The organism is Delftia sp. DS1230 (assembly GCF_040112715.1).
GTDB lineage: Bacteria > Pseudomonadota > Gammaproteobacteria > Burkholderiales > Burkholderiaceae_C > Comamonas > Comamonas tsuruhatensis.
This window is the reverse complement of sequence record NZ_CP157763.1, coordinates 4,493,561-4,513,648: the sequence shown is the minus strand read 5'-3', so window position 1 is coordinate 4,513,648 and position 20,088 is coordinate 4,493,561. Positions and strand designations below refer to the sequence as shown.

Sequence of the window (20,088 nt, the reverse complement as noted above, 5' to 3'; positions counted from 1 at the left end):
GGCTGCGGCTGCATTGGCGCTGCGCCACCGGCGCCGCCGCATTCGGCATGAGGCTCTGTCCCTCCGTGGCCTGCACCGCATGCTCGCTGCCGCCGTGCTCCATGAAGGCAATGGAGATCATGACGTGAGTGGGGCTTTGGAGGGGAGCGTTGGGAAACCGGGGTCGGCGCAGTGCGTGGCGGCGATGGCCTTGCGCGCAGCCATGAATTCGCCCGGCGAATTCACGCATTCGGCGGCGCACAGCTGGCCACCGCGCAGGTGCAGGACGGCGAACCTGCCGCTGGCCGGGTTGCCGCGCAGCACGGTCTGGTCGCCCTGGCCGGGCAGGCCGGCGATCTGCAGCCTGGTGTCGTACTGATCGGACCAGAACCAGGGCGTTTCATGGGCGGGCAGTTCGCTGCCCGTGATGGCGCAGGCCGCGCGCCGGGCCTGTTCGAGCGCGCTGGGCACGCTTTCGAGCCGGTGCAGCCCGGGGTAGCCGGCCAGCGGGCGGCGCGTGGCATCGCCTATGGCGTAGATGCCGTTCATGGCGGTGCGGCCTTCGCCATCCACGGCAATGCCGTCAGCGCAGTCCAGGCCGAGGGATTGCGCCAGTTCCATGCAGGGCGCCGCGCCCACGCCGATGAGCACGGCATCGCACTCCAGTCGGGAGCCATCGGCCATCCACAGGGCCGTGATGCGGGTGGGGCTGTCTCCCTGGATGGCGGCGACCGCTGCATTGAAATGCACCTCCACGCCCTGGCCTGCATGCAGCTGCAGCAGATGCGCAGCCATCTGCGGCGAGGCGCTGCGCGTCAGCAGCCTGCCTTCGCGCTCGATGATCCGGACCTGCACGCCCAGCTTGCGGGCCGTGGAAGCGATTTCGAGGCCCGCATAGCCGCCGCCGATGATGGCCAGGCAGCGTGCGGTCTGCAGATGGCCCCGCAGCGCCTGCGCGTCTTCCATGGTGCGCAGGTAGGTGATGCCAGGCCGCTCATCCCCGGGCAGGACCAGCCAGCGCGGCGCGGAGCCTGTGGCAATGACCAGGTGTTCGTAGTGCAGCACCGATCCGTCGTTCAGCGCCACCTGCCGCGAGCCCGGCTCTATGGCCATGGCGCGCATGCCCGGGCGCAGGGCGATGGCCTGGTCCGCGGAGGCGCCGGCGGGCCGCGGCAACAGCTCGTCCGGGCCCATGGCCTGCTGCAGCCAGGCCCTGGACAGCGGCGGGCGCAGGTAGGGCGGCAGGTCCTCGCCGCCGACCACAGTGATCGGGCCCGGGTGGCCGTATTGGCGCAGCAGGGCGGCCAGGGTGCCACCGGCGTGTCCGGCGCCGATGATGACGGCATGGCCTTGGGGGTGTTGTGCGGGGTTCATGCTGCACCTTCGCAGGAGGCCCGGAGTACGGGGCGGGCGCAGATCTCGTCCCAGGCTTGCCGCATGAAGCGCGCGGCCGCCACGTTCTGCTCCAGCAGGTCATAGCCTGCGCCCAGGCCGTAGTCGGGGAGATTGATGAATTCGGTGGTGAGGTAGCGCAGCGGGCTGTGCGGCTGCGCATGGTGGCAGGCCAGCACCTTGCGGATGGCCTCTTTGGAGGGCTCCAGCAGGTAGGCATGCCAGGGCGAATGCCATTCGCCGGGTCCGGGCCGCAGCATGGGGTACTGGATGCCCCGGCCCGGGCTGCCGTCCTCGTCGCGGTGCCACAGGTTCAGGGGCTGGTTGGGGCCGGCCGCGCGCAGCTGGGCCCAGCGCACGATGCCCATGTCCAGCCATTGTTCGCACAGCGAGCCGGGCTCGAACGGGTCCAGCACCAGTTCGCCGCGCTCGAGCAGCCCGCGCACGCCAGACCGGTCCAGCTCGGCCGGGTTGCCGATCTTGAAGTTCACATGGCTGTAGTCCAGCGTGAAGTGAAAGGGCACGCCGCGTGCCTGCACGCGCCCGGCCACGCTGCGCACGCGCAGGAAGTCTTCGGTCCACGTGTTCACATGCAGCGCGAAGCTGGGCTCCACGCCCAGGCCCATGGCGTCGTCATAGACCCGCAGATAGTGTTCGGCAATTTCCACATCGGACAGCACATGGCCGTCGCGGTGGTGCTTGAAGGTCATGATGTTGTGGCAGCGCACGCCGATCTCGCGGCAGATGCGCAGGTTGCCGGCCAGCAGGACCTCGTCCTCGCCCAGGCGGTAGAACCAGCTGACGGTGTGCACGGGCAGCTTGAATTCGGCGATGGCCGACTCGTAGTCGGCCAGCTGGTGGCGCAGCGGCAGGCGGTCGAAGCAGTCGAACACGCCGGTCTCGCTGACGAGGCGGAACTGCTCGCGTATGGGCAGCTCCTGCAGGCCGATGGGCTGGTGGCGCGAGGAGCGCTGCACGCCACGGCCGTTGCAGCCGATGGGCGGGAGGGTGGGGCGGGGGGCTTCGTGCATGACCTGCTCCTCAGCCGCCCGTGGGCGCGCCCACGATCATGCGGTCCGCCGGCAGAGGGTGGCCCGCGTTGCGCGACCCGGTCAACGGGGACCGGGCATCGAGTACATCGGTTGTCATGGATCTGTCTCCTTATTGAGTGTGGTGTTGCGCCCCGGCCGCTGCTCAGCCCCATAGGCGCTGCGGGCCAAGAAGGCTTCATCGGCCAAGCGGCTCCCGGCGCCGCTGCCCGCACGGTGGAAGGCCTCCAGCGCGAACACTGCTTTCAGCCTGCTGCCCAGCGCGTGCGTTTGCCGCAGGGGCCAGAAGCTGGCCTGCATGCCGCCTGGCGCGGGCTCGCCATGCCCTGTCTTCGAATGCAGTCTGGGCATGGGATGTCTCCTGGGCTCCGATCGCGGCTCTCGACCCATGGCTGCTGGGTTGATGTGGAAAATCAAGGTGTATGCACTCGAATTAAGTCGGATTGCCTACAAAGAAACACCAAGGCTTTCCATGGAGCAATGCCTCTTTTTCCCCGCGTACAAGGATTGTGAATTTTTCGATTTGACTTAACTATCGGGAAAATACTTTATTTGTTTTTGACTATTTAATTGGGTGTTTGAGCGTAGGCGCTTGAAATTCCCGCGGTGGACGGATGTTTCCACCGGGGCCAGCGTGGCGACGCAGGACCCTGGACGGTGGCAATGCACCGCAAGCAGCTGAAATGTCAGCGCACAGCCATGCCGGCAGCGCCGGCATGCAGGAGCAGGAGGTCCATGTCGGGGGAAGGAAAAGGAGAAGGAGGAGGAGCGGAGCCGGCTGCGGATCGCGCGCAGCTTGCGGCTGCCCACCAGCGTCCGCGAGGCTGGCGTCAGGAGCACGGTGCAGATCGGCCTGCCCCCCGCCATTCCCGATGCCTTCGCCCACCTGGGCGGCCTGGCGGCCCCCTATTTGCCGGGCTGGCTCAAGGAGCTCACGCGCTCGCCCGGCGCGTGCCCTGCCCAGGGCGGTGGTCAACCGCCGAAGGCAGGTGGTGCGCGCCGTTCAGCGCATGGTCACGAACTCTTCTGCCGCCGTGGGGTGGATGGCCACGGTATCGTCGAAGTCGCGCTTGGTGGCGCCCATCTTGAGCGCCACGGCAAAGCCCTGCAGCATCTCGTCCATCCCCAGGCCGATGCCGTGTATGCCCACGATGCGTTCCTCGGGGCCCACGCAGACCAGCTTCATGCGCGCGGGCTGGCGGTGGCGCGTGACCGCCGTGTACATGGCGGTGAAGGCCGACTGGTAGATCTTGACCTGATCGTCGCCAAATCGCTCGCGCGCCTGCGGCTCGGTCAGGCCCACGGTGCCGATGGGCGGGTGGCTGAAGACCACGGTGGGCACGTTGTCGTAGTCAAGGTGCTCGCCGGTCTTGCCGTTGAACAGGCGCTCGGACAGGCGCCGGCCTGCGGCCACGGCCACGGGCGTGAGTTCGATGCGGCCCGTGATGTCGCCCACGGCGTGGATGCCGGGCACATTGGTGTCCTGGAACTTGTCCACCGCGATGTGGCCGCTGTCCTGCAGCGCCACGCCTGCGGCCTCCAGGTTCAGGCCCGAGGTGTCGGGCCTGCGGCCCACGGCCCAGACCACGCAGTCCACGGTGTGGCTGCTGCCGTCCTGCAGTTGCAGATCCAGGCTGCCGTCGGCATTGCGGACCACGGCCTTCGGGGTGGCCTGGCGGTGCACGGCGGGGCCTTCGGCCTCCATGATCTCCATCAGGGTCTGGCTCAGCAGCGGATCGAATCCGCGCAGTGCCGAGTTCTGGCGCAGGAACAGATGGGTCTGCGAGCCCAGCGCGTGCAGCACGCCGGCAATCTCCACGGCGATATAGCCGGCACCCACCACGGCCGTGCGCGCAGGCAGGGCCTTGAGGGCGAAGAAGCCGTCGGAGTCGATGCCCAGCTCGGCGCCAGGTATGTCGGGCCGTGCCGGGCGCGTGCCCGTGGCGATGAGGATGTGGTCGGCACTGAGCCGCTGGCCGCCCACCTCCACGGTGCGCGCATCCACGAAGCGGCCAAAGCCCTGGATCAGCTCGACCTTGTTGCGCGCCAGGCCGCTTTCATACGAGGCATGGATGCGGTCGATGTAGGCGCTGCGGCTGTCCAGCAGGCGCTGCCAGTCCAGGCCCTCGACGGTGGCATCCCAGCCGTAGTCGGGGCCGTAGCGGTGCATGGCCTCGCCGATCTGGGCCGCATGCCACATGACCTTCTTGGGCACGCAGCCCACGTTGACGCAGGTGCCGCCGATCTCGCCGGCTTCGATCAGCGCGCAGTGGCGCCCGTGCATGGCGGCGCGGTTGGCCGATGCAATGCCGCCGCTGCCGCCGCCGATGACGATGTAGTCGTAGTGCTTCATGGAGATTCCGTGCTGTGTCTGAGCGGCCCGAATGCCGCAGCCGGCCATCTTGCCCTGTTCGCCGGCCAGGGGCCTGCGGCGGGGGCAATGCCGCCATCTCCGCGCCCAGACGACGGCCCGGTTGGCCGGCATATCGCCGCTTTGCAGGGCCGGGGGCAGCAGGCGTTTGGTGGCGAATGAACGGACGGTGGCGCGGCAGCCCGCGTTGCGCAGGGGGCGGGACGCACTGTCAAGAAAAGCGCAACGCGCAGTCAAGGCGCGGGCAGGTGCGGCCGCTAGGCTCCTGCATTGCCGGTACCCCCGGCACGGACCAGAAGAACAGCAAGTTGAAACGGGAGTGCATGTGAGAGAACGAGGCAGTCGCCTTCAGGCGGAATTTTCCAGGGCCATGATGCCGTGGGTGGTGGTATTCGGAGCCGGCCTGCATTGCGTCGCGGCCGTGGCCGCGCCAGCACAGGGGTTGGTCATGACGGGCTACCAGACGCAGTCCAACGCTTTGTATACGAGCATGGTGACCGAATACACGTTCAGCGTGGGCGGTGTGGTGCAGCAAGGCGGCACGCCACCGGCCACAGCGGACTGGGCCACCCCTTCCAACTACTGGGATGGCGGCTGGGCGCTCAACAGCTGGAACGAGCGCTACACATACAGCTACCAGGGCCAGATCCTGCAGACGACCAACCCCCTGGACATTCCTGCGGCGGCAGCCTGGGCCACGATCAGCTCCTTTCAGATCGAGGGGTCCTCCTTCCCGCGTCCCATCGACAGTACTGTTTTCCACTATTCGCTCGATGGCATCCAGACCCTGCTTGCCATGGACGCATCGTCCATCCCCGCCAATGCGGTCTGGGCGGGCCTGTCATCCCTGTCCGATGGGTGGAATGCAACACAAAACCATGGGTTTGCCAGCTATGTGCTGGGCCGCCCAGTCTTCAGTCTGCCTCCCGCCGTCGACCCGCAGGCGGGCGGTGTGGCGGCCAAGGCCCGCGTGGCGCTGGACCGGGACGGCACGGGTTACTGGCAGGTACTTGCTGCGGCCGCGGCGGCGCCGGATGCCGCTGCGCTGCAGGCCGGCGGCTCCCCGGTCGGCATGACGGCAGGCGTGGTCCACGATATCGATATCGGGGGGCTGGCGGTGAATACGGCCTACAGGCTGCACTTCATCGCCAGGGATGGCGCAGGCCGCGTGCAGCCGGATGTGGCCAGCGTACCCTTCACCACGCTCAGGCGGGAGCAGACCATCGACTTTGCGCAGCCGGCGGCGCAAACCTTCGGCACGACATTCACGCCTGTTGCAACGGCTACCTCCGGCCTGGCCGTGACGTTTTCCGCATCTGCGCCAGAGGTTTGCACTGTCGATGCCGCAGGGGTGTTCAGCTTCCATTCCGCAGGCACTTGCAGGATGACGGCCCGGCAGGGCGGCGATGCGACCTATGGTCCCGCCCCCGAGGTGGCTTACCCTGTGACGGTGCAGCCTGCTGCGCAGAACATCGTCTGGAGCATGCCGGCGGCCCTGGTCGTGGATGCACGGGTGGCTCTGAGCGCCGCCGGCGGTGGCTCGTCCCAGGCCGTGCAGTTCAGCTCCCTGACGCCGGCGGCGTGCTCCGTCAGCGGTGCCGAGGTGGCCGGCAGGCTGGCGGGTACGGACAACTGCCTGCTGGCCGCCGATCAACAGGGGGATGCCAACCATCTGCCTGCGGCCCGGCAAGTCCTGTCCTTGAGCATCGGCAAGGGCCCGCAGGCCATTGCCTTCACTTCCGTGGCGCCAGCGGCTGCCAAGGTGGGCGATACCTATGCCGTGGCAGCAACGGGCGGGGCTTCCGGCAAGGTGGTGGTGTTCTCCGTGGATGCGGCGACGGCTGCCCATTGCACCATCGCGGGCAGTTCTGTCTCCTTCACTGCGCCGGGACCCTGCCGCATCCTGGCCGACCAGGCCGGCGACGCGAACTACGAGGCGGCGGCAAGGCAGCAGCAAAGCGTGCAGATCGCCCAGGCCACAACCACCCTGGCGATCACCTCGACCCCCAACCCTTCCCGGCCCGGCGACGATGTGACCATCAGCGTGTCGGCCGTGACCGGGGCACAGGACCGACGGGGGGCGCTGCGGGCGATGGCGGCGGCGCTCCCCTCGGGCAGCATCACGGTCTCGTACAACGGGGCGCAGCTGGGGTCGGCTCCCCTGGTTGGCGGCGCCGCCAGCATCACGGTCCGGCTGCCCGTGGCGGCCGGATCCCATGGCCTTGTGGTCGACTACAGCGGGGATGCAGTCCACGCCCCGATGAGCCAGGGCTTCACACAGGCCGTGGTGGCGGCGCCGGTGCCCACACCTGTGCCGGCCCTGCACACCGTGGCGCTGGTCATGCTGAGCCTGCTGGCGGCCGGGATTGGGGCCGGCAGGCTGCGCAGGGGCCGCATGGGCCGGTAGGCCGGGCTGCCGGGCGGCATGAGAACCCCGGCGTGGCGCCTCAGGCGGCAGCGATGCGCCGGGCGATGGCCTGGCCTACCTCGGTAGTGCTGGCCGTGCCGCCCAGGTCGGGCGTGCGGGGGCCGTTCTTGATGACTTCCTCGATGGCCGAGACGATGGCGTCGTGCGCCGCGCGGCCTGCGCCCTGGCCGTGGGTCAGGAAGTCCAGCATCAGCGCTGCCGACCAGACCATGGCGATGGGGTTGGCGATGTTCTTGCCATATATGTCGGGCGCCGAGCCGTGCACGGGCTCGAACAGGCTGGGGAAGCTGCGGTCGGGATTGAGGTTGGCCGAGGGGGCCAGGCCGATGGTGCCCGTGGTGGCCGGGCCCAGGTCGCTGAGGATGTCGCCGAACAGGTTGGTGGCGGCCACCACGTCGAAGCGGCCCGGCTGCAGCACGAAGCGCGCGGTCAGGATGTCGATGTGCTGCTTGTCCAGCGTGACGTCCGGGTAGGCCTTGGCCACGTCCTCGGCGCGCTGGTCCCACCAGGGCATGCTGATGGCGATGCCGTTGCTCTTGGTGGCCAGGGTGACATGCTTGCGCTCGCGGCTTTGGGCCAGGTCGAAGGCGTACTTGAGCAGGCGCTCGGCACCCTTGCGCGAGTAGACCGATTCCTGGATCACGATTTCGCGGTCCGTGCCCTCGTACATGATGCCGCCCAGCGAGGTGTATTCGCCTTCGGTGTTCTCGCGCACCACGTAGTAGTCGATGTCGCCGGGCTTGCGGCCGGCCAGCGGGCAGGGCACGCCCTCGAACAGGCGCACGGGGCGCAGGTTGATGTACTGGTCGAACTCGCGGCGGAACTTGAGCAGCGAGCCCCACAGCGAGACATGGTCGGGCACGGTGGCGGGCCAGCCCACGGCGCCGAAGAAGATGGCGTCCATGCCGGAGAGCTGCGCCTTCCAGTCGTCGGGCATCATTTTTCCGTGGGCCAGGTAGTAGTCGCAGTGGGCCCAGTCGAAATGGTGGAATTCGAGCTTGATCGCAAAGCGGCTGGCGGCGGCCTCCAGCGTGCGCAGGCCTTCGGGCATGACTTCCTTGCCAATGCCGTCACCGGCGATGACGGCGATCTTGAATGTGTCTTGCATGGTGTCTGTCCTTGGATCGAATGGATGGATATGTAGCGGCGCCGCTGACAGCCTGGCCGCATGCATGGCATTGTTGGCTGCGCCAGGGCTAAATACAATCGGCCAACTGTGGTTCCATTGTTTACAGATCGTGAATAAACAACCGGCTCCCGAAGACCTGCGTGTCTTCACCGTGGTCGCCCGCAAATCCGGCTTTGCCGCTGCGGCCGAGGAATTGGGTGCATCGCCCGCCTATGTGAGCAAGCGCATCCGCCTGCTGGAGCAGGAGTTGGGCGTGAAGCTGCTGCACCGCACCACGCGCCGCGTGGCCGTGACCGAGGAGGGCGAGCGCGTATTCCACTGGGCGCAGCGCATCCTCGACGACATGGACCAGCTGATGCAGGAGGTGGCCATCACGCGCAGCGAGCCGCGCGGCCTGCTGCGCGTGAGCAGCAGCTTCGGCTTCGGGCGGCATGTGATCGCGCCGGCGCTGTCCCGGCTGGTGGAGCGCCATCCGGGGCTGCAGGTGCGGCTGGATGTGTTCGACCGGCTGGTGGATGTGGCGGGGGAGGGCTTCGATCTGGATGTGCGCGTGGGCGACGAGATCGCTCCCCACCTGATTGCGCGGCGGCTGGCCGACAACCACCGCGTGCTGTGCGCGGCGCCTGCCTACCTGGCGCGCCGTGGCACGCCGCGCACGCCGGCCGAGCTGTCGGCCCACGACTGCCTGGCCATCAAGGAGCGCGACCAGGCCTTTGGCGTGTGGCGGCTGCGCGCGGGCGCCGCCGAGCAATCGGTGAAGGTCACGGGGCCGCTGTCGGCCAACAACGGGGAGATGGTGGTGCAGTGGGCCGTGGACGGGCGCGGCATTGCGCTGCGCTCGCTATGGGATGTGGGCGCCCATCTGCAGGCCGGGCGCCTGGTGCAGCTGCTGCCCGAATGGCGGCAGGAGGCCAATGTCTGGGCGGTCTATCCGACGCGGCTGCAGCTGTCGGCCAAGGTGCGTGTCTGTGTCGAATTCCTGCAGGAGCACTTTCAGCAGGAATGGGCGGCAGCAGCGTCCTGAAAAGGGCGCGGCTGCCGCAGCAGGCTCAACCTGCCAGGGCGGCCTTGACGGCAGCGGACACCTGGCCCATGTCGGCCTTGCCTGCCAGTTGCGCCTTGACCGCGCCCATGACCTTGCCCATGTCGCCGGGGCCGGATGCGCCCAGTTCGGCCACGATGGCCTTGACGGCGGTGGCCACTTCCTCGGCCGACATGCGCTCGGGCAGGTAGGCGGTCAGCACGGCCATCTCGGCCTTTTCCTTGTCGGCCAGGTCCTGGCGGCCCGCGCCCTCGAAGGCGGCGATGCTGTCCTTGCGCTGCTTGATCAGCTTGTCCACGATGGCGATGACGGCGGCGTCGTCCAGCTCGATGCGCTCATCGACTTCCTTTTGCTTCATCGCTGCCTGCAGCAGGCGGATGGTGCCCAGGCGCTCGCTGTCCTTGGCGCGCATGGCGGTCTTCATGTCTTCGGTGATCTGGGCCTTGAGGCTCATGGCTTTTCTCCTGAGGTGATGGCGTCGGAAAACACGGAACAAAAAACAAAAAACCCGCGCCTGGCGTCCCGAGCGCGGGTTTTGCGGCTGACGAGAGCCGGCTGGTCAAGGGCTGATCAGTACAGCTTCTTGGGCAGCTGCATGCTGCGAACGCGCTTGTAGTGACGCTTGACGGCGGCAGCCTTCTTGCGCTTGCGTTCGGCAGTGGGCTTCTCGTAGAACTCGCGAGCGCGCAGGTCGGTCAGCAGGCCGAGCTTTTCGATGGTGCGCTTGAAGCGGCGCAGGGCAACTTCATAGGGCTCGTTTTCTTTTACGCGGATGGTGGTCATTAGCTAGATTTCCAGATATCTGTGCTGACAGCGGGTTCCCGGGAAGATCGGGCCTGAGAGCCATGTTCAGCGGTTGGTCCCCGTCCAAAGTTAACTAGTATTGGCCGACGGGGCGATTGCCAGCAAAGCGGGCGATTATACGCGAGACGAAAGCGGTCTGACAAATCAGGCAGAAGGCAAGGCCTGCGCACAGGCGTGCCCACTGGCCCAGGCCCATTGGAAGTTGTATCCCCCGAGCCAGCCGGTGATATCCACCACTTCGCCAATGCAGTACAGGCCCGGCTGGGTCTTGCATTCCATGGTCTGCTGCGAGAGCGCCCGCGTGTCCACGCCGCCCAGCGTCACTTCCGCCTTCTTGTAGCCTTCCGTGCCCGTGGGCACGATCTCCCAGCGTGACAGGCGCTCGGCCAGCTGGTTCAGGGCCTTGTCGGAGGCTTCGGCGATGGGGCGCTGCCAGGCAGCATCCTGCTGCACCCAGGCATCGGCCAGTCGCGAGGGCAGCCACTGCGCCAGTTCATTGGCGATGAGCTTGCGCGAGCGCGACTTGGCCCTGAGCAGCTCGCCCTGCAGGTCCACCTCGGGCGCGAGGTTGATGCTCAGGGGCGTGCCGGGCTTCCAGTAGCTCGATATCTGCAGCACGGCCGGGCCCGAAAGGCCCCGGTGCGTGAACAGCAGGTCTTCCATGAAGGCCATGCGTTCTTTCCTTTTGCCGCCGGGCCGCCCCAAGGCAGAAGCGGCCCCCTCGGGGGGCAGCGACCCGCGGAGCGGCGGAGCGTGGGGGTCACTGATCCTGGTGCTGATCTCCACGGGCAGGGCCAGGCCCGCGAGCTGGGCGTAGGGGGCCCAGGCGTCGCCATCGAAGGTCAGCGGCACCAGGCCCGGCGTGCGTTCGACCAGGGGCAGGCCGAATTGCTGGGCCAGGCGGTAGCCGAAGTCGGTGGCGCCGATCTTGGGAATGGACAGCCCGCCCGTGGCGATGACCAGGCTGGGCGCCTGCACGGCGCCACGGCTGGTCTGCAGGCGGTACTGGCCTTCCGCATGCGCGACGGAATCGACCTTGCAGGGCTGCCAGCGCTGCACGCCGCCGGCCTGGCATTCGGCCAGCAGCATGGCGATGATGTCCTCGGCCGAGCGGTCGGCGAACAGCTGGCCCTTGTGCTTTTCATGGTGGGCAATGCCGTGCCTGTCCATCAGCGCGATGAAGTCGGACGGCGTGTAGCGCGACAGGGCCGAGCGGCAGAACTGCGGGTTGCCGCCCACGAAGTGCTTGTGCGGCGCACGCACGTCCAGATCGCGGTTGGTGAAGTTGCAACGGCCGCCGCCCGAGATGCGGATCTTCTCGGCCACCTTCTCCGCGTGGTCCAGGAGCAGCACCGACAGGCCACGCTGTCCGGCCTGGGCCGCACAGAACAGACCGGCCGCGCCGGCGCCGATGACGATGGCGTCGAAAGAGAGGGAAGAGGTCACAAAAACGTCACTCGGGGGGCAAAAGGGCGCTCATTCTCGCGCAATGGCGCTTTTTCCTAAAATCCAGCGATGAATTTCCCATCGCACCAGCTGAGCATGACCGTGCTCATGTCGCCCGACATGGCGAACTTTTCGGGCAACGTCCATGGCGGCGCCGTTCTCAAGCAGCTCGACCAGGTGGCCTATGCCTGCGCCAGCCGCTACGCGGGCCGCTATGTGGTCACGCTGAGCGTGGACCAGGTGATGTTCCTGCAGCCCATCCATGTGGGCGAGCTGGTGACCTTCCTGGCCAGCGTCAACCACACGGGCAAGTCGTCGATGGAGATCGGCATCAAGGTGGTGGCCGAGGACATCCGCACCCAGGTGGTGCGCCATGTCAACAGCTGCTTTTTCACCATGGTGGCGGTGGACGAGAACAAGCAGCCTGCGCCCGTGCCCACGCTGGTGCCGGCCACCGACGAGGAAAAGCGCCGCTGGCAGGCCGCGCTGATCCGCAAGGACCTGCGCCGCGAGCTGGCCCAGCGCTTCGAGCAAAGCCGCGTGACGGCCAGCAGTTCGGTCAAGCCGGGCTGAGCGTGGAGGGTGCGGCGGGTGGCCGATGCCAGGTGCCGGGCGCGCTGCCCTGCAACTCGTCCCGCACCTGCTCAATGACGCGCCTGAGGTCTTCCATGGAGGCCGGCTTGGACAGCACCTCGTCGGCACCGGCCTGCAGGTAGCGCAGCGCTTCGGAGGCCTCGGGACTGGCGGTCAGCGCAATCACGCGGCAGCGGCGCAGCTGGTTTTCGGCTTCCCGCCGACGCAGGCGCCGGATGAACTCGAAGCCGTCCATGATCGGCATGCGGCCGTCGGTGATGATGAGATCAAAGGACTCGACCAGGCAACGCGCCCAGGCCTCCTGTCCATCGCCGGCCAGCGAGATGCCGTGGCCCAGCGCGGTGAACTGGCTCTTGAGCAGCTCGCGATTGAACAGATAGTCTTCCACGGCCAGGATTCTGAGTTCAGGCTCGGCTGGGACTTCGGGCAGGGGCTCGGTGCCTGTATCGGCCTTTGCACGCAGCTCCAGGGGCGCGGGCATGATCCGGGGCAATACCTCTTCGGCCGACGGCCTGTCGTCCGGCTCCACCAGCGGCAGGCTCAACCTGACCGTGAAGCGTGAGCCCCGGCCCGGCACGCTCTCCAGGGTGATGGTCCCCCCCATGTGCTCCAGCAGGCGGCGCGTGATGCTCAGGCCCAGGCCGCTGCCGAAGGCCTGGTCCTGATGGGCGCCCGGCACCTGCGAAAAGGGCTTGAACAGCCGGGCCTGGTCCTGCGGCGCAATGCCGATGCCGGTGTCCTCCACCTCCATCTGCAGCAGCAGGCGGTCATGGCGGCGGGTGCCTTGCGCGCGCAGGGTGACGCTGCCGCGTTCGGTGAATTTGATGGCATTGCTCAGCAGGTTGAACAGCACCTGCTTGAGGTGCAGCGGGTCGGCCGTCACGCTGTGGTCCACGCCCTTGCCAACCTGGGTGCGCAGCGACAGCCGCTTGCCGTGCGCCAGGCCCTGCAGCAGCGGGGCCATGTCTTCGATCAGCGGCCGCAGCGCCACGGGCTGGGGCGTGGAGTCGATGTGGCCCGACTCGATGCGGTGCAGGTCCAGCACATTGCCCAGAAGCAGCAGCATGCCCTGGGAGGCCTTGTGGGCCGCGGCCAGCGTATCGCGGTGGGGCAGGCCGAGTTTTTCGCGGTCCTGCGCCAGCTCCAGCAGGCCGATGATGGCGCTCAGCGGCGTGCGTATCTCGTGGCTGGTGGTGGACAGGAACAGGCTTTTGGCCCGGTTGGCGGCCTCGGCGCGCCGCTCGGCACGGCGCGTCCTGCGCATCTGGCGGCTCAGGTAAAAGCCCCAGACCAGGGAGGTGGCCGTGGCCAGCGCCAGCGCTGCCAGCAGCAGCAGCAGGCGCTGGCGGTGCTCGCGCCAAAAGCGCGTGCCGCTGCCGCTATCGCGCGGTGCCCACAGGCGCACGATTTCGGCCATTTCTTCGGGTGAGATGGACAGCTGGGCCTTCTCCAGAATGCTCAGAAGCTCGGGCTCGGCGGCATGCACGGCCAGGCTCACGGGGCGGGTGTAGTCCTCCAGGATGCCGGTGAGCTGCAACTGGTTGCCCAATTGCTGGGCGTTGGCATAGCGCGCTGCGTAGTCGTTGCCGACGAAGGCATCGCTGTCATCGGCTGCCACGCTGGCCAGGGCCTGGGCCAGGTCGGGATACAGCTGCAGCCGTATGCGCGGATGCTCGCGGCGCACCGTGTCTTCCAGGAAGAAGCCAGCCACCATGGCCACGCGCTTGCCCTCCAGTCCCTGCAGGTGGTGTATGCCCTTGTCACGCTGTGTGCCCGCATTCGCCTCGGGCCGGGCCATCACCACCACCGCGCTGCGCAGGTAGGGCGGCAGCAGCTTGATATCGGGCGATGCAATCGGCGGCGAGGTGTAGACGGGGGTGAGCAGGGCCTTGCCCGAGCCCAGAATGGCCTCGAGTTCGGTGTAGTTGCGTGCGGTCACGTAGTCGAACTGCAGGCCGGCGCGGTGGCTGATCAGGTCCAGGTAGTCGGGTCCTATGCCCTCGGCCTGGCGGTCGGCATTCAGCTTTCCCAGCGATCCCAGGGAGCTGTTGAGCACCACGGGAATGCGGGGATGGGCATCCAGCCACTGCTTTTCCGAGGGTGTCAGGGCCACGCGGTCGCTTCCCAGCAGCGGACGGCGGCTGCCGCTCCAGCTGTGCAGAATGTCGTCGCCATGCTGCAAGGTGATGGTGGGCAGGGCCTGGTCCAGATAGGCCTTCAACTGCGTATCGTTATGCCGCACCAGCATGCCGAAGCCTCGGCTCTCTATGGGGGCAAAGCCCTGCACGCGCAGGTTGAGCAGGTAGTTGGCCTGGATCAGGTAGTGCACCGTGACCGTGTCGCCGACGAAGCCGTCGATCTCGCCCAGGCTCAGCGCCTCCAGCGCGCGGCGGGGTGTTTCATAGGTCAGCAGCTCGCTGAGAGGATAGGCGGCCGCAACCTGGGAGCGCAGCAGCTGGTTGGGCGTCATGGCCAGCCGCGCGCCCCGGCGCTCCGCGTCGAAGGGCGCATGCGAGAGCGACACCAGCACGGGCTGGCTGGGCAGGTAGGGCACGCTCAGGGCCAGGTCGGCGCGTTCGGCCTCCAGCTCGGTGCCCTCGCAGGCCAGGTCGATCTCGCCGCGCCGCAGCGCATCTAGCACGGCCACGCGCGATCCATAGGTCTTGAAGCGCACCGGCGTGGGAAACAGCAGGCCCAGGTGGTCGGCCGTGATGCCCTGGAAGCGCTCGCCATCGATCATTTCCAGGGGAGGATGGTCGGGCAGGGAAATGCCCACGGACAGCGGCCCGCGCGCCTGCAGCCACTGGCGGTGCGCGGGCGTGAGCCAGGGCTTTGCAACGGCCGTGACGCGCGTGGCCAGCACCATGTCGGCGCCTGCAGCCAGGCCGGGCATGAGCAGGGCCATGCCCAGCGCGCAGCCGGCCAGCAGCGGCGACCACGTGCGCCGCCATGCGGACAGCCGTATCTGCGCAGCTGTGGAAGTGAAAGTAAGGCCTGGTGTTTTCATGGAATCCCCCGATGGCGCTACCGCCGCCTGGCGGAGCTGACGGTCTGCCAAAACGGTCTAAACGCCGTTTCGGCAGCCAACAGGGGATTTTTAATGAAAACTAATGACTTTTATGAATCGATAGATTTTTGATTGCAGCAATCTCGCACTCAGGCGGCTGCAACCGCAGCGGTGAGCTGCGTCTGAGGTTCGGCCATTGCCCGTACGCCATGGACCACATCGCCAACGACGATGACGCTGGGGCTGCCCAGGCCCGTGTCGGCAATGCACTCCACCAGCGCGCCCAGCGTGGTCAGCGCGTGGCGCTGTTGTGGCAGGCTGGCGTGCTGGATCACGGCCACGGGCGTGGCTGCGGGCAGGCCATTGAGCAGCTCGGCGCGGATGTGCTCCACGCTGCTCACGCCCATGTAGATCACCAGGGTGAGCCGTGCATCGCGCGCGGTGGCGGCCAGCTGGCGCCAATCGGTGCCGCTGTCGCCGGGCTTGGCGTGGCCCGTGATGAAGACCACGCCGTGCGCCCGGTCGCGGTGCGTGAGCGGGGCGCCCAGGCTGGTGAGCCCGGCCAGGCCAGCGGTGATGCCGTTGATGACCTGGACCTCGACGCCCGCTTCGCGCAGGTGCTCCACCTCTTCGCCGCCGCGCCCGAAGATGAAGGGGTCGCCGCCCTTCAGGCGCACCACGGTCTCGCCCTCCTGCACGGCGCTCAGCATGAGCTTTTCGATGAAGGCCTGGGGCGTGCTCTTGCAGCCGCCGCGCTTGCCCACGTAGACGATGCGCGCCGTGGGCGCGGCATGGGCCACGATGGCGTCGCTGACCAGGTCATCGACCAGCAGCACGGTGGCAGCCTGTATGGCCTTGAGGGCCTTGATGGTCAGCAGCTCCGGGTCGCCGGGGCCGGCGCCGACCAGGGTGCAGGTGCCGCGCCGGGCGGTGTTCGCGGGGGTGTGGGACGGGGTCGTCATGGCGGGGCTCCGTTTTTCTGGGGTATTCAGCGAATCTGATCGGCCAGGTGGACGATGTGTTCCACCTGGCGTGTGAGCGCGGGCGGCACGGGCAGCCGGCCCGCGAGCACGTCTTCGGTGTAGCGCGCCGTGGTGTCCACGTCGATCTCGGCGGGCAGGCCCGGCACGTCGGAGGCGGTGCCGCTTTGCTGCTCGGCCAGCAGCTGGTGGGCGCCTGCCACAAAGCCGTCGTAGCGCGGCAGCCGGCGCGGGTCGGCCGCGACCTCGCCTTCCAGCCCGCGCGAGAGCAGGACATTCATGCCCAGTGTCCCGAAGGTGCCGTGCAGCATGGGCAGGTACTCGGGATGGGTGTAGGCCGTCACCAGCAGGGAGGGGCCGTCGCAGGGCGCCAGCAGCTTGACCACGCTGTGGCCCGGGTTGCGCAGGCCGATGACCTCGCGCACGGACAGCAGGCGCGCCAGGGCCGGGTGCAGATGTTCGGTATGGATATGGGCCACCTGGCCGCCGGCCAGGGCCTGGGGAGATGGCAGCGGCGCAATGCCCAGGGCCTGCAGCACATCGCTGGCCAGGATGCGGCGCGCCTCGGTGCGCATGCCGTGCAGCAGCACGGGCAGGCCTTCGCGTGACAGCAGCAGGGCCAGCAGGGGGGTGAGCACGGGCAGGCGGCGCGCGCCGTTGTAGCTGGGCAGCACGATCACGGGGCGGCCATTGGCCGAGGCGGGAAAACGGGCGACGCGCGCATGCACGGCGTCCAGGAAGCCGCTCATCTCCTCGACGGTCTCGCCCTTGATGCGCATGGCGATGCAAAAGGCCCCGATCTCCAGGTCGCTGACGCCGCCGTCCAGCACCTGGCCGAACAGGTCGGCCGCCTGCGGGCGCTCCAGCGCCTTGGCTCCGCGTGCGCCGCGGCCTATTTCCTTGATGTATTGGCTGATGCCCATGGCGTTGCAATCGTGGGTGGAATCCTGTGGGGGCATATTTTCCCGCAGGTTTCATTACTTTTCGCTATATATGCAAACCCGTTGTTCAATCGCCTCTTTCATGCGGACTCCTGGCTCTCCGCCAGGGGTATGTGGCGCACCAGGCGCTTGAGCTCGGGCAGGCAGGAGCCGCAATTGGTGCCGCAGCGCAACTGGCCCTGCAGCGCTGCCAGGCGCGCGTCGTCGCTGCCCTCGCAGCGCGCAAGCGCGCCTGCGATGGTGGTCTCGTCCACATCGAAGCAGGTACAGACCTGGCGCGCACGCGGCTGGATGGCCAGCGGCGCCGAGCCCGAGGGCATGAGCAGCAGGCGGCCATAGTCCTGTGCCGGCATCTGGTCCTGCAGCAGGGTGGACAGCCAGCTGCCCGCGCGCGTGTCGCCCGCCAGTAGCAGGGCCTCGACCGTGGTGGACAGGCTGTGGCGGTCCAGTCGCAGCGCGCGGCTGTGCTGGCGGCGGCGGTCGGTGTAGCGCAGGGTGTCGGCGGCATCCAGGCCCAACAGGGATTCGATCCGTGCGAGGACGGCCTCGCCCGGCGCCTCATGCGCGGCGGCGCGCAGCAGCACGCCGTGCCGGGCCCGGGCGGCGTCCTGCAGCGGGACGGCATTGCCGAAGGGCACGCAGCTGGCAAAGCCGAAGTGCGGCATGAGGGCGGACAACTGCTCGCGCACGGCCAGCACCCGGTCCTCGGGCAGCCAGGCCATGGCCAGCAGGGTCCAGGGCAGTTCGGCCTTTTGCAGCTTCACGGCCGTGTGCTTGAGTTCGGGCTGCTTGGAGCCGGGGCACAAGGCCGGTGTGGTCAGGGCGTTGATGCCGCCCATTGAAGTGCCGCCCAGGTACTCGCCGCCCCAGTGCATGGCCATGAAGAGCTGGGAGGGCGTCAGCGTGTCATCGGGCTGCACCGGCACCAGCAGGGTGCCGCGCCGGCTGCTCATCTGCACCAGGTCGCCCGCGCGCAGGCCGCGCTCGGCCATGTCCTGCGGGTGCATTTGCAGGCAGGGCTCGGCCGCATGGCCGAACAAACGGCCCAACTGGCCCGTGCGGCTCATGCCGTGCCACTGGTCGCGCAGCCGGCCCGTGGTCAGGCTGAAGGGGTAGTGCGCATCGGGTGGCTCGGCCAGCGGCTGCCAGGGCAGCAGGGCAAAGCGTGCGCGGCCATCGGGCGTGGGAAAGCGGCCGTCTTCGTAGAGCCGTGCGCGGCCCTGGGCTGCGCCTTCGGGCAGCGGCCATTGCTGGGGGCCTTGCGCGTCCAGCAGATCCCAGGACAGGCCGGTGATGTCCAGGTCACGCCCGCGCGTGCTCTCGCGGTGCTCGTTCCAGATGGCCTGGGCGCCGGCAGCGGCGTCTTCGGTGTCGTAGGGAAAGAGGCTGGGCCGGCCCGGGCGCAGCCGTGCCTCCATGCGCCGCGCGCAGTCCACGGCAATGCGCCAGTCATGGCGTGCGGCGCCGGGTGCGGCCACGGCGGGGCGCACGCGCGAGATGCGCCTTTCGCTGTTGGTCACCGTGCCGATCTTCTCGCCCCAGGTGGTGGCAGGCAGCAGCAGGTCGGCGTAGGCGCAGGTGGCGGTGGTGGCAAAGGCCTCCTGCACGATGACGAATTCGGCCCGCTGCAGCGCGCGCCGCACCAGGGCCTGGTCGGGCATGCTTTGCGCAGGGTTGGTGCAGGCTATCCACAGCGCGCGGATCTCGCCCTCGGCGGCGGCCTCGAACATCTCCACGGCGGTCTTGCCAGGGCGGGGCGGCACGGCGTCCACGCCCCACAGGGCGGCCACTTCGGCGCGGTGGGCGGGGTTGGCCAGGTCGCGGTGGGCCGACAGCAGATTGGCCAGCCCGCCCACCTCGCGCCCGCCCATGGCATTGGGCTGGCCCGTGAGCGAGAACGGCCCTGCGCCTGCGCGCCCGATCTGGCCCGTGGCCAGGTGCAGGCCGATCAGCGCGGCGTTCTTGGCCGTGCCGTTGCTGCTCTGGTTCAGGCCCTGGCAGTACAGGCTGAGCGTTGCGCCACGGGCGGCGCCGTCCCGCGCATCTCCTCCCAGCGCGAACCACTGCGCGGCCTGGAAAAGGTCGTGGCGGGGCAGGCCGCAGACCTCGCTCACGCGCTCGGGCGTGGCCTCCCGCACCAGGGCCTGCAGGTCGGCAAAGCCGCTGGTGTGGCGCGCGATGTAGGCCCGGTCCAGCCAGCCTTCCAGCTCCATGATGTGCAGCATGCCGTGGAACAGCAGGGTGTCGCTGCCGGGGCGCAGCGGCAGGAAGAGGTCGGCCATGCCGGCCGTGTCGGTGCGGCGTGGGTCGGCCACGATGATCTTCATCTGCGGCCGCGCAGCACGCGCCTGCTCGATGCGCCGCGTGAGCACGGGATGGGCCCATGCCGCGTTGCTGCCCACGATGAACAGGCAGTCCGCATGGTCCACGTCCTCGTAGCAGGCCGGCGGCGCGTCGGCGCCCAGCGTGGCCTTGTAGCCCGCCACGGCGCTGCTCATGCACAGGCGCGAGTTGGTGTCGATGTTGTTGGTGCCGATCAGGCCCTTGGCCAGCTTGTTGAAGACGTAGTAGTCCTCGGTCAGCAACTGGCCGCTCACATACAGGCCCACGGCGTCGGGGCCGTGCTCCTGCGCGATGGAGGCCAGCCTGCCGGCTGCCAGGTCCAGCGCGGCATCCCAGCTGATGTCCCGGGGCGCCGCCCCGCGCGTGGTGCGCAGGGCGGGCTGCAGCAGCCGGGTCTGCCGCGCCAGGGCGGGCGAGGCCGTCAGATGCAGCGTGCTGCCCTTGGTGCACAGGCGGCCGTGGTTGGCGGGGTGCGCCGGATCGCCACGCACGCCCGTGATGCGCGCACCATCGCTTTCGATGATGACGCCGCAGCCTGTGCCGCAGTAGGGGCAGGTGGATCGGGTTTCTTGCATGGTGGGCC

At 68.4% G+C, this 20,088-nt stretch carries 15 protein-coding genes; 3 read left to right on the top strand and 12 right to left on the bottom strand.

Going from position 1 to position 20,088, the window contains the following annotated elements:
• Positions 1-117 precede the first annotated feature (117 nt).
• From AAN986_RS20350 to gorA, 4 genes are all read right to left on the bottom strand, one after another.
• Positions 118-1,353 (bottom strand): FAD-dependent oxidoreductase, encoded by a 1,236-nt coding sequence (locus AAN986_RS20350; RefSeq protein WP_047218716.1) that lies wholly within the window; start codon positions 1,351-1,353, stop codon positions 118-120.
• Positions 1,350-2,402, bottom strand: coding sequence for a hypothetical protein (locus tag AAN986_RS20345; protein ID WP_047218715.1), 1,053 nt, complete (start codon positions 2,400-2,402; stop codon positions 1,350-1,352). The genes AAN986_RS20350 and AAN986_RS20345 overlap by 4 nt, the downstream gene beginning before the upstream one ends.
• Positions 2,403-2,516: 114 nt before the next feature.
• Positions 2,517-2,771 (bottom strand): hypothetical protein, encoded by a 255-nt coding sequence (locus AAN986_RS20340; protein WP_047218714.1) that lies wholly within the window; start codon positions 2,769-2,771, stop codon positions 2,517-2,519.
• A gap of 652 nt (positions 2,772-3,423) precedes the next feature.
• Entirely contained in the window at positions 3,424-4,773 is a 1,350-nt protein-coding gene (gene gorA / locus AAN986_RS20335) for a glutathione-disulfide reductase (protein ID WP_016449732.1), read from the bottom strand.
• A gap of 466 nt (positions 4,774-5,239) precedes the next feature.
• Between gorA and AAN986_RS20330 the strand changes: the two genes are divergently transcribed.
• Positions 5,240-7,198: an Ig-like domain-containing protein gene (locus AAN986_RS20330; RefSeq protein ID WP_241150389.1), complete on the top strand. Its 1,959-nt coding sequence runs from the start codon at positions 5,240-5,242 to the stop codon at positions 7,196-7,198.
• Between the two features lie 40 nt (positions 7,199-7,238).
• On the opposite strand, the gene AAN986_RS20325 is transcribed toward AAN986_RS20330, so the two are convergent.
• Positions 7,239-8,327, bottom strand: coding sequence for a tartrate dehydrogenase (locus AAN986_RS20325; RefSeq protein WP_047218713.1), 1,089 nt, complete (start codon positions 8,325-8,327; stop codon positions 7,239-7,241).
• Between the two features lie 130 nt (positions 8,328-8,457).
• Here AAN986_RS20325 and AAN986_RS20320 point away from each other — a divergent pair, with 130 nt between their 5' ends.
• The gene (locus tag AAN986_RS20320) at positions 8,458-9,372 is read left to right on the top strand and encodes a LysR substrate-binding domain-containing protein (RefSeq protein ID WP_170962064.1); all 915 of its coding nucleotides are present in this window, start codon (positions 8,458-8,460) and stop codon (positions 9,370-9,372) included.
• A 25-nt stretch (positions 9,373-9,397) separates the two neighbouring features.
• Here AAN986_RS20320 and AAN986_RS20315 read toward each other — a convergent pair whose 3' ends face one another.
• The 3 genes from AAN986_RS20315 to AAN986_RS20305 form a co-directional block, all read right to left on the bottom strand.
• Positions 9,398-9,844 carry a GatB/YqeY domain-containing protein gene (locus tag AAN986_RS20315; RefSeq protein ID WP_016449728.1) on the bottom strand — a complete coding sequence of 149 codons (447 nt, stop codon included), beginning with the start codon at positions 9,842-9,844 and terminating at the stop codon, positions 9,398-9,400.
• Positions 9,845-9,960: 116 nt separating this feature from the next.
• The gene (gene rpsU / locus AAN986_RS20310; RefSeq protein ID WP_003052999.1) at positions 9,961-10,173 is read right to left on the bottom strand and encodes a 30S ribosomal protein S21; all 213 of its coding nucleotides are present in this window, start codon (positions 10,171-10,173) and stop codon (positions 9,961-9,963) included.
• A gap of 165 nt (positions 10,174-10,338) precedes the next feature.
• Positions 10,339-11,640 (bottom strand): NAD(P)/FAD-dependent oxidoreductase, encoded by a 1,302-nt coding sequence (locus AAN986_RS20305; RefSeq protein WP_047218712.1) that lies wholly within the window; start codon positions 11,638-11,640, stop codon positions 10,339-10,341.
• 69 nt (positions 11,641-11,709) lie between these two features.
• On the opposite strand from AAN986_RS20305, the gene AAN986_RS20300 reads away from it, so the two are divergent.
• Positions 11,710-12,213 (top strand): acyl-CoA thioesterase, encoded by a 504-nt coding sequence (locus tag AAN986_RS20300; protein ID WP_013803479.1) that lies wholly within the window; start codon positions 11,710-11,712, stop codon positions 12,211-12,213.
• On the opposite strand, the gene AAN986_RS20295 is transcribed toward AAN986_RS20300, so the two are convergent.
• From AAN986_RS20295 to AAN986_RS20280, 4 genes are all read right to left on the bottom strand, one after another.
• Entirely contained in the window at positions 12,200-15,241 is a 3,042-nt protein-coding gene (locus AAN986_RS20295) for a transporter substrate-binding domain-containing protein (protein ID WP_241150388.1), read from the bottom strand. The genes AAN986_RS20300 and AAN986_RS20295 overlap by 14 nt on opposite strands.
• Before the next feature lie 149 nt (positions 15,242-15,390).
• Positions 15,391-16,203, bottom strand: a complete 813-nt coding sequence (cobA, locus tag AAN986_RS20290) for a uroporphyrinogen-III C-methyltransferase (protein ID WP_013803477.1) — start codon at positions 16,201-16,203, stop codon at positions 15,391-15,393.
• Between the two features lie 26 nt (positions 16,204-16,229).
• On the bottom strand, positions 16,230-17,144 hold the full coding sequence (gene ybiB / locus AAN986_RS20285) for a DNA-binding protein YbiB (protein ID WP_047218711.1): 915 nt from the start codon (positions 17,142-17,144) through the stop codon (positions 16,230-16,232).
• A 98-nt stretch (positions 17,145-17,242) separates the two neighbouring features.
• On the bottom strand, positions 17,243-20,080 hold the full coding sequence (locus AAN986_RS20280) for a nitrate reductase (RefSeq protein WP_047218745.1): 2,838 nt from the start codon (positions 20,078-20,080) through the stop codon (positions 17,243-17,245).
• Positions 20,081-20,088: the final 8 nt, after the last annotated feature.

Bases quoted from the DNA above. Each gene is read 5' to 3' on its own strand.
- AAN986_RS20350 (WP_047218716.1), bottom strand. From the start codon at position 1,353: ATGAACCCCGCACAACACCCCCAAGGCCATGCCGTCATCATCGGCGCC.
- AAN986_RS20345 (WP_047218715.1), bottom strand. From the start codon at position 2,402: ATGCACGAAGCCCCCCGCCCCACCCTCCCGCCCATCGGCTGCAACGGC.
- AAN986_RS20340 (WP_047218714.1), bottom strand. From the start codon at position 2,771: ATGCCCAGACTGCATTCGAAGACAGGGCATGGCGAGCCCGCGCCAGGC.
- gorA (WP_016449732.1), bottom strand. From the start codon at position 4,773: ATGAAGCACTACGACTACATCGTCATCGGCGGCGGCAGCGGCGGCATT.
- AAN986_RS20330 (WP_241150389.1), top strand. From the start codon at position 5,240: ATGACGGGCTACCAGACGCAGTCCAACGCTTTGTATACGAGCATGGTG.
- AAN986_RS20325 (WP_047218713.1), bottom strand. From the start codon at position 8,327: ATGCAAGACACATTCAAGATCGCCGTCATCGCCGGTGACGGCATTGGC.
- AAN986_RS20315 (WP_016449728.1), bottom strand. From the start codon at position 9,844: ATGAGCCTCAAGGCCCAGATCACCGAAGACATGAAGACCGCCATGCGC.
- rpsU (WP_003052999.1), bottom strand. From the start codon at position 10,173: ATGACCACCATCCGCGTAAAAGAAAACGAGCCCTATGAAGTTGCCCTG.
- AAN986_RS20300 (WP_013803479.1), top strand. From the start codon at position 11,710: ATGAATTTCCCATCGCACCAGCTGAGCATGACCGTGCTCATGTCGCCC.
- AAN986_RS20295 (WP_241150388.1), bottom strand. From the start codon at position 15,241: ATGAAAACACCAGGCCTTACTTTCACTTCCACAGCTGCGCAGATACGG.
- cobA (WP_013803477.1), bottom strand. From the start codon at position 16,203: ATGACGACCCCGTCCCACACCCCCGCGAACACCGCCCGGCGCGGCACC.
- ybiB (WP_047218711.1), bottom strand. From the start codon at position 17,144: ATGGGCATCAGCCAATACATCAAGGAAATAGGCCGCGGCGCACGCGGA.
- AAN986_RS20280 (WP_047218745.1), bottom strand. From the start codon at position 20,080: ATGCAAGAAACCCGATCCACCTGCCCCTACTGCGGCACAGGCTGCGGC.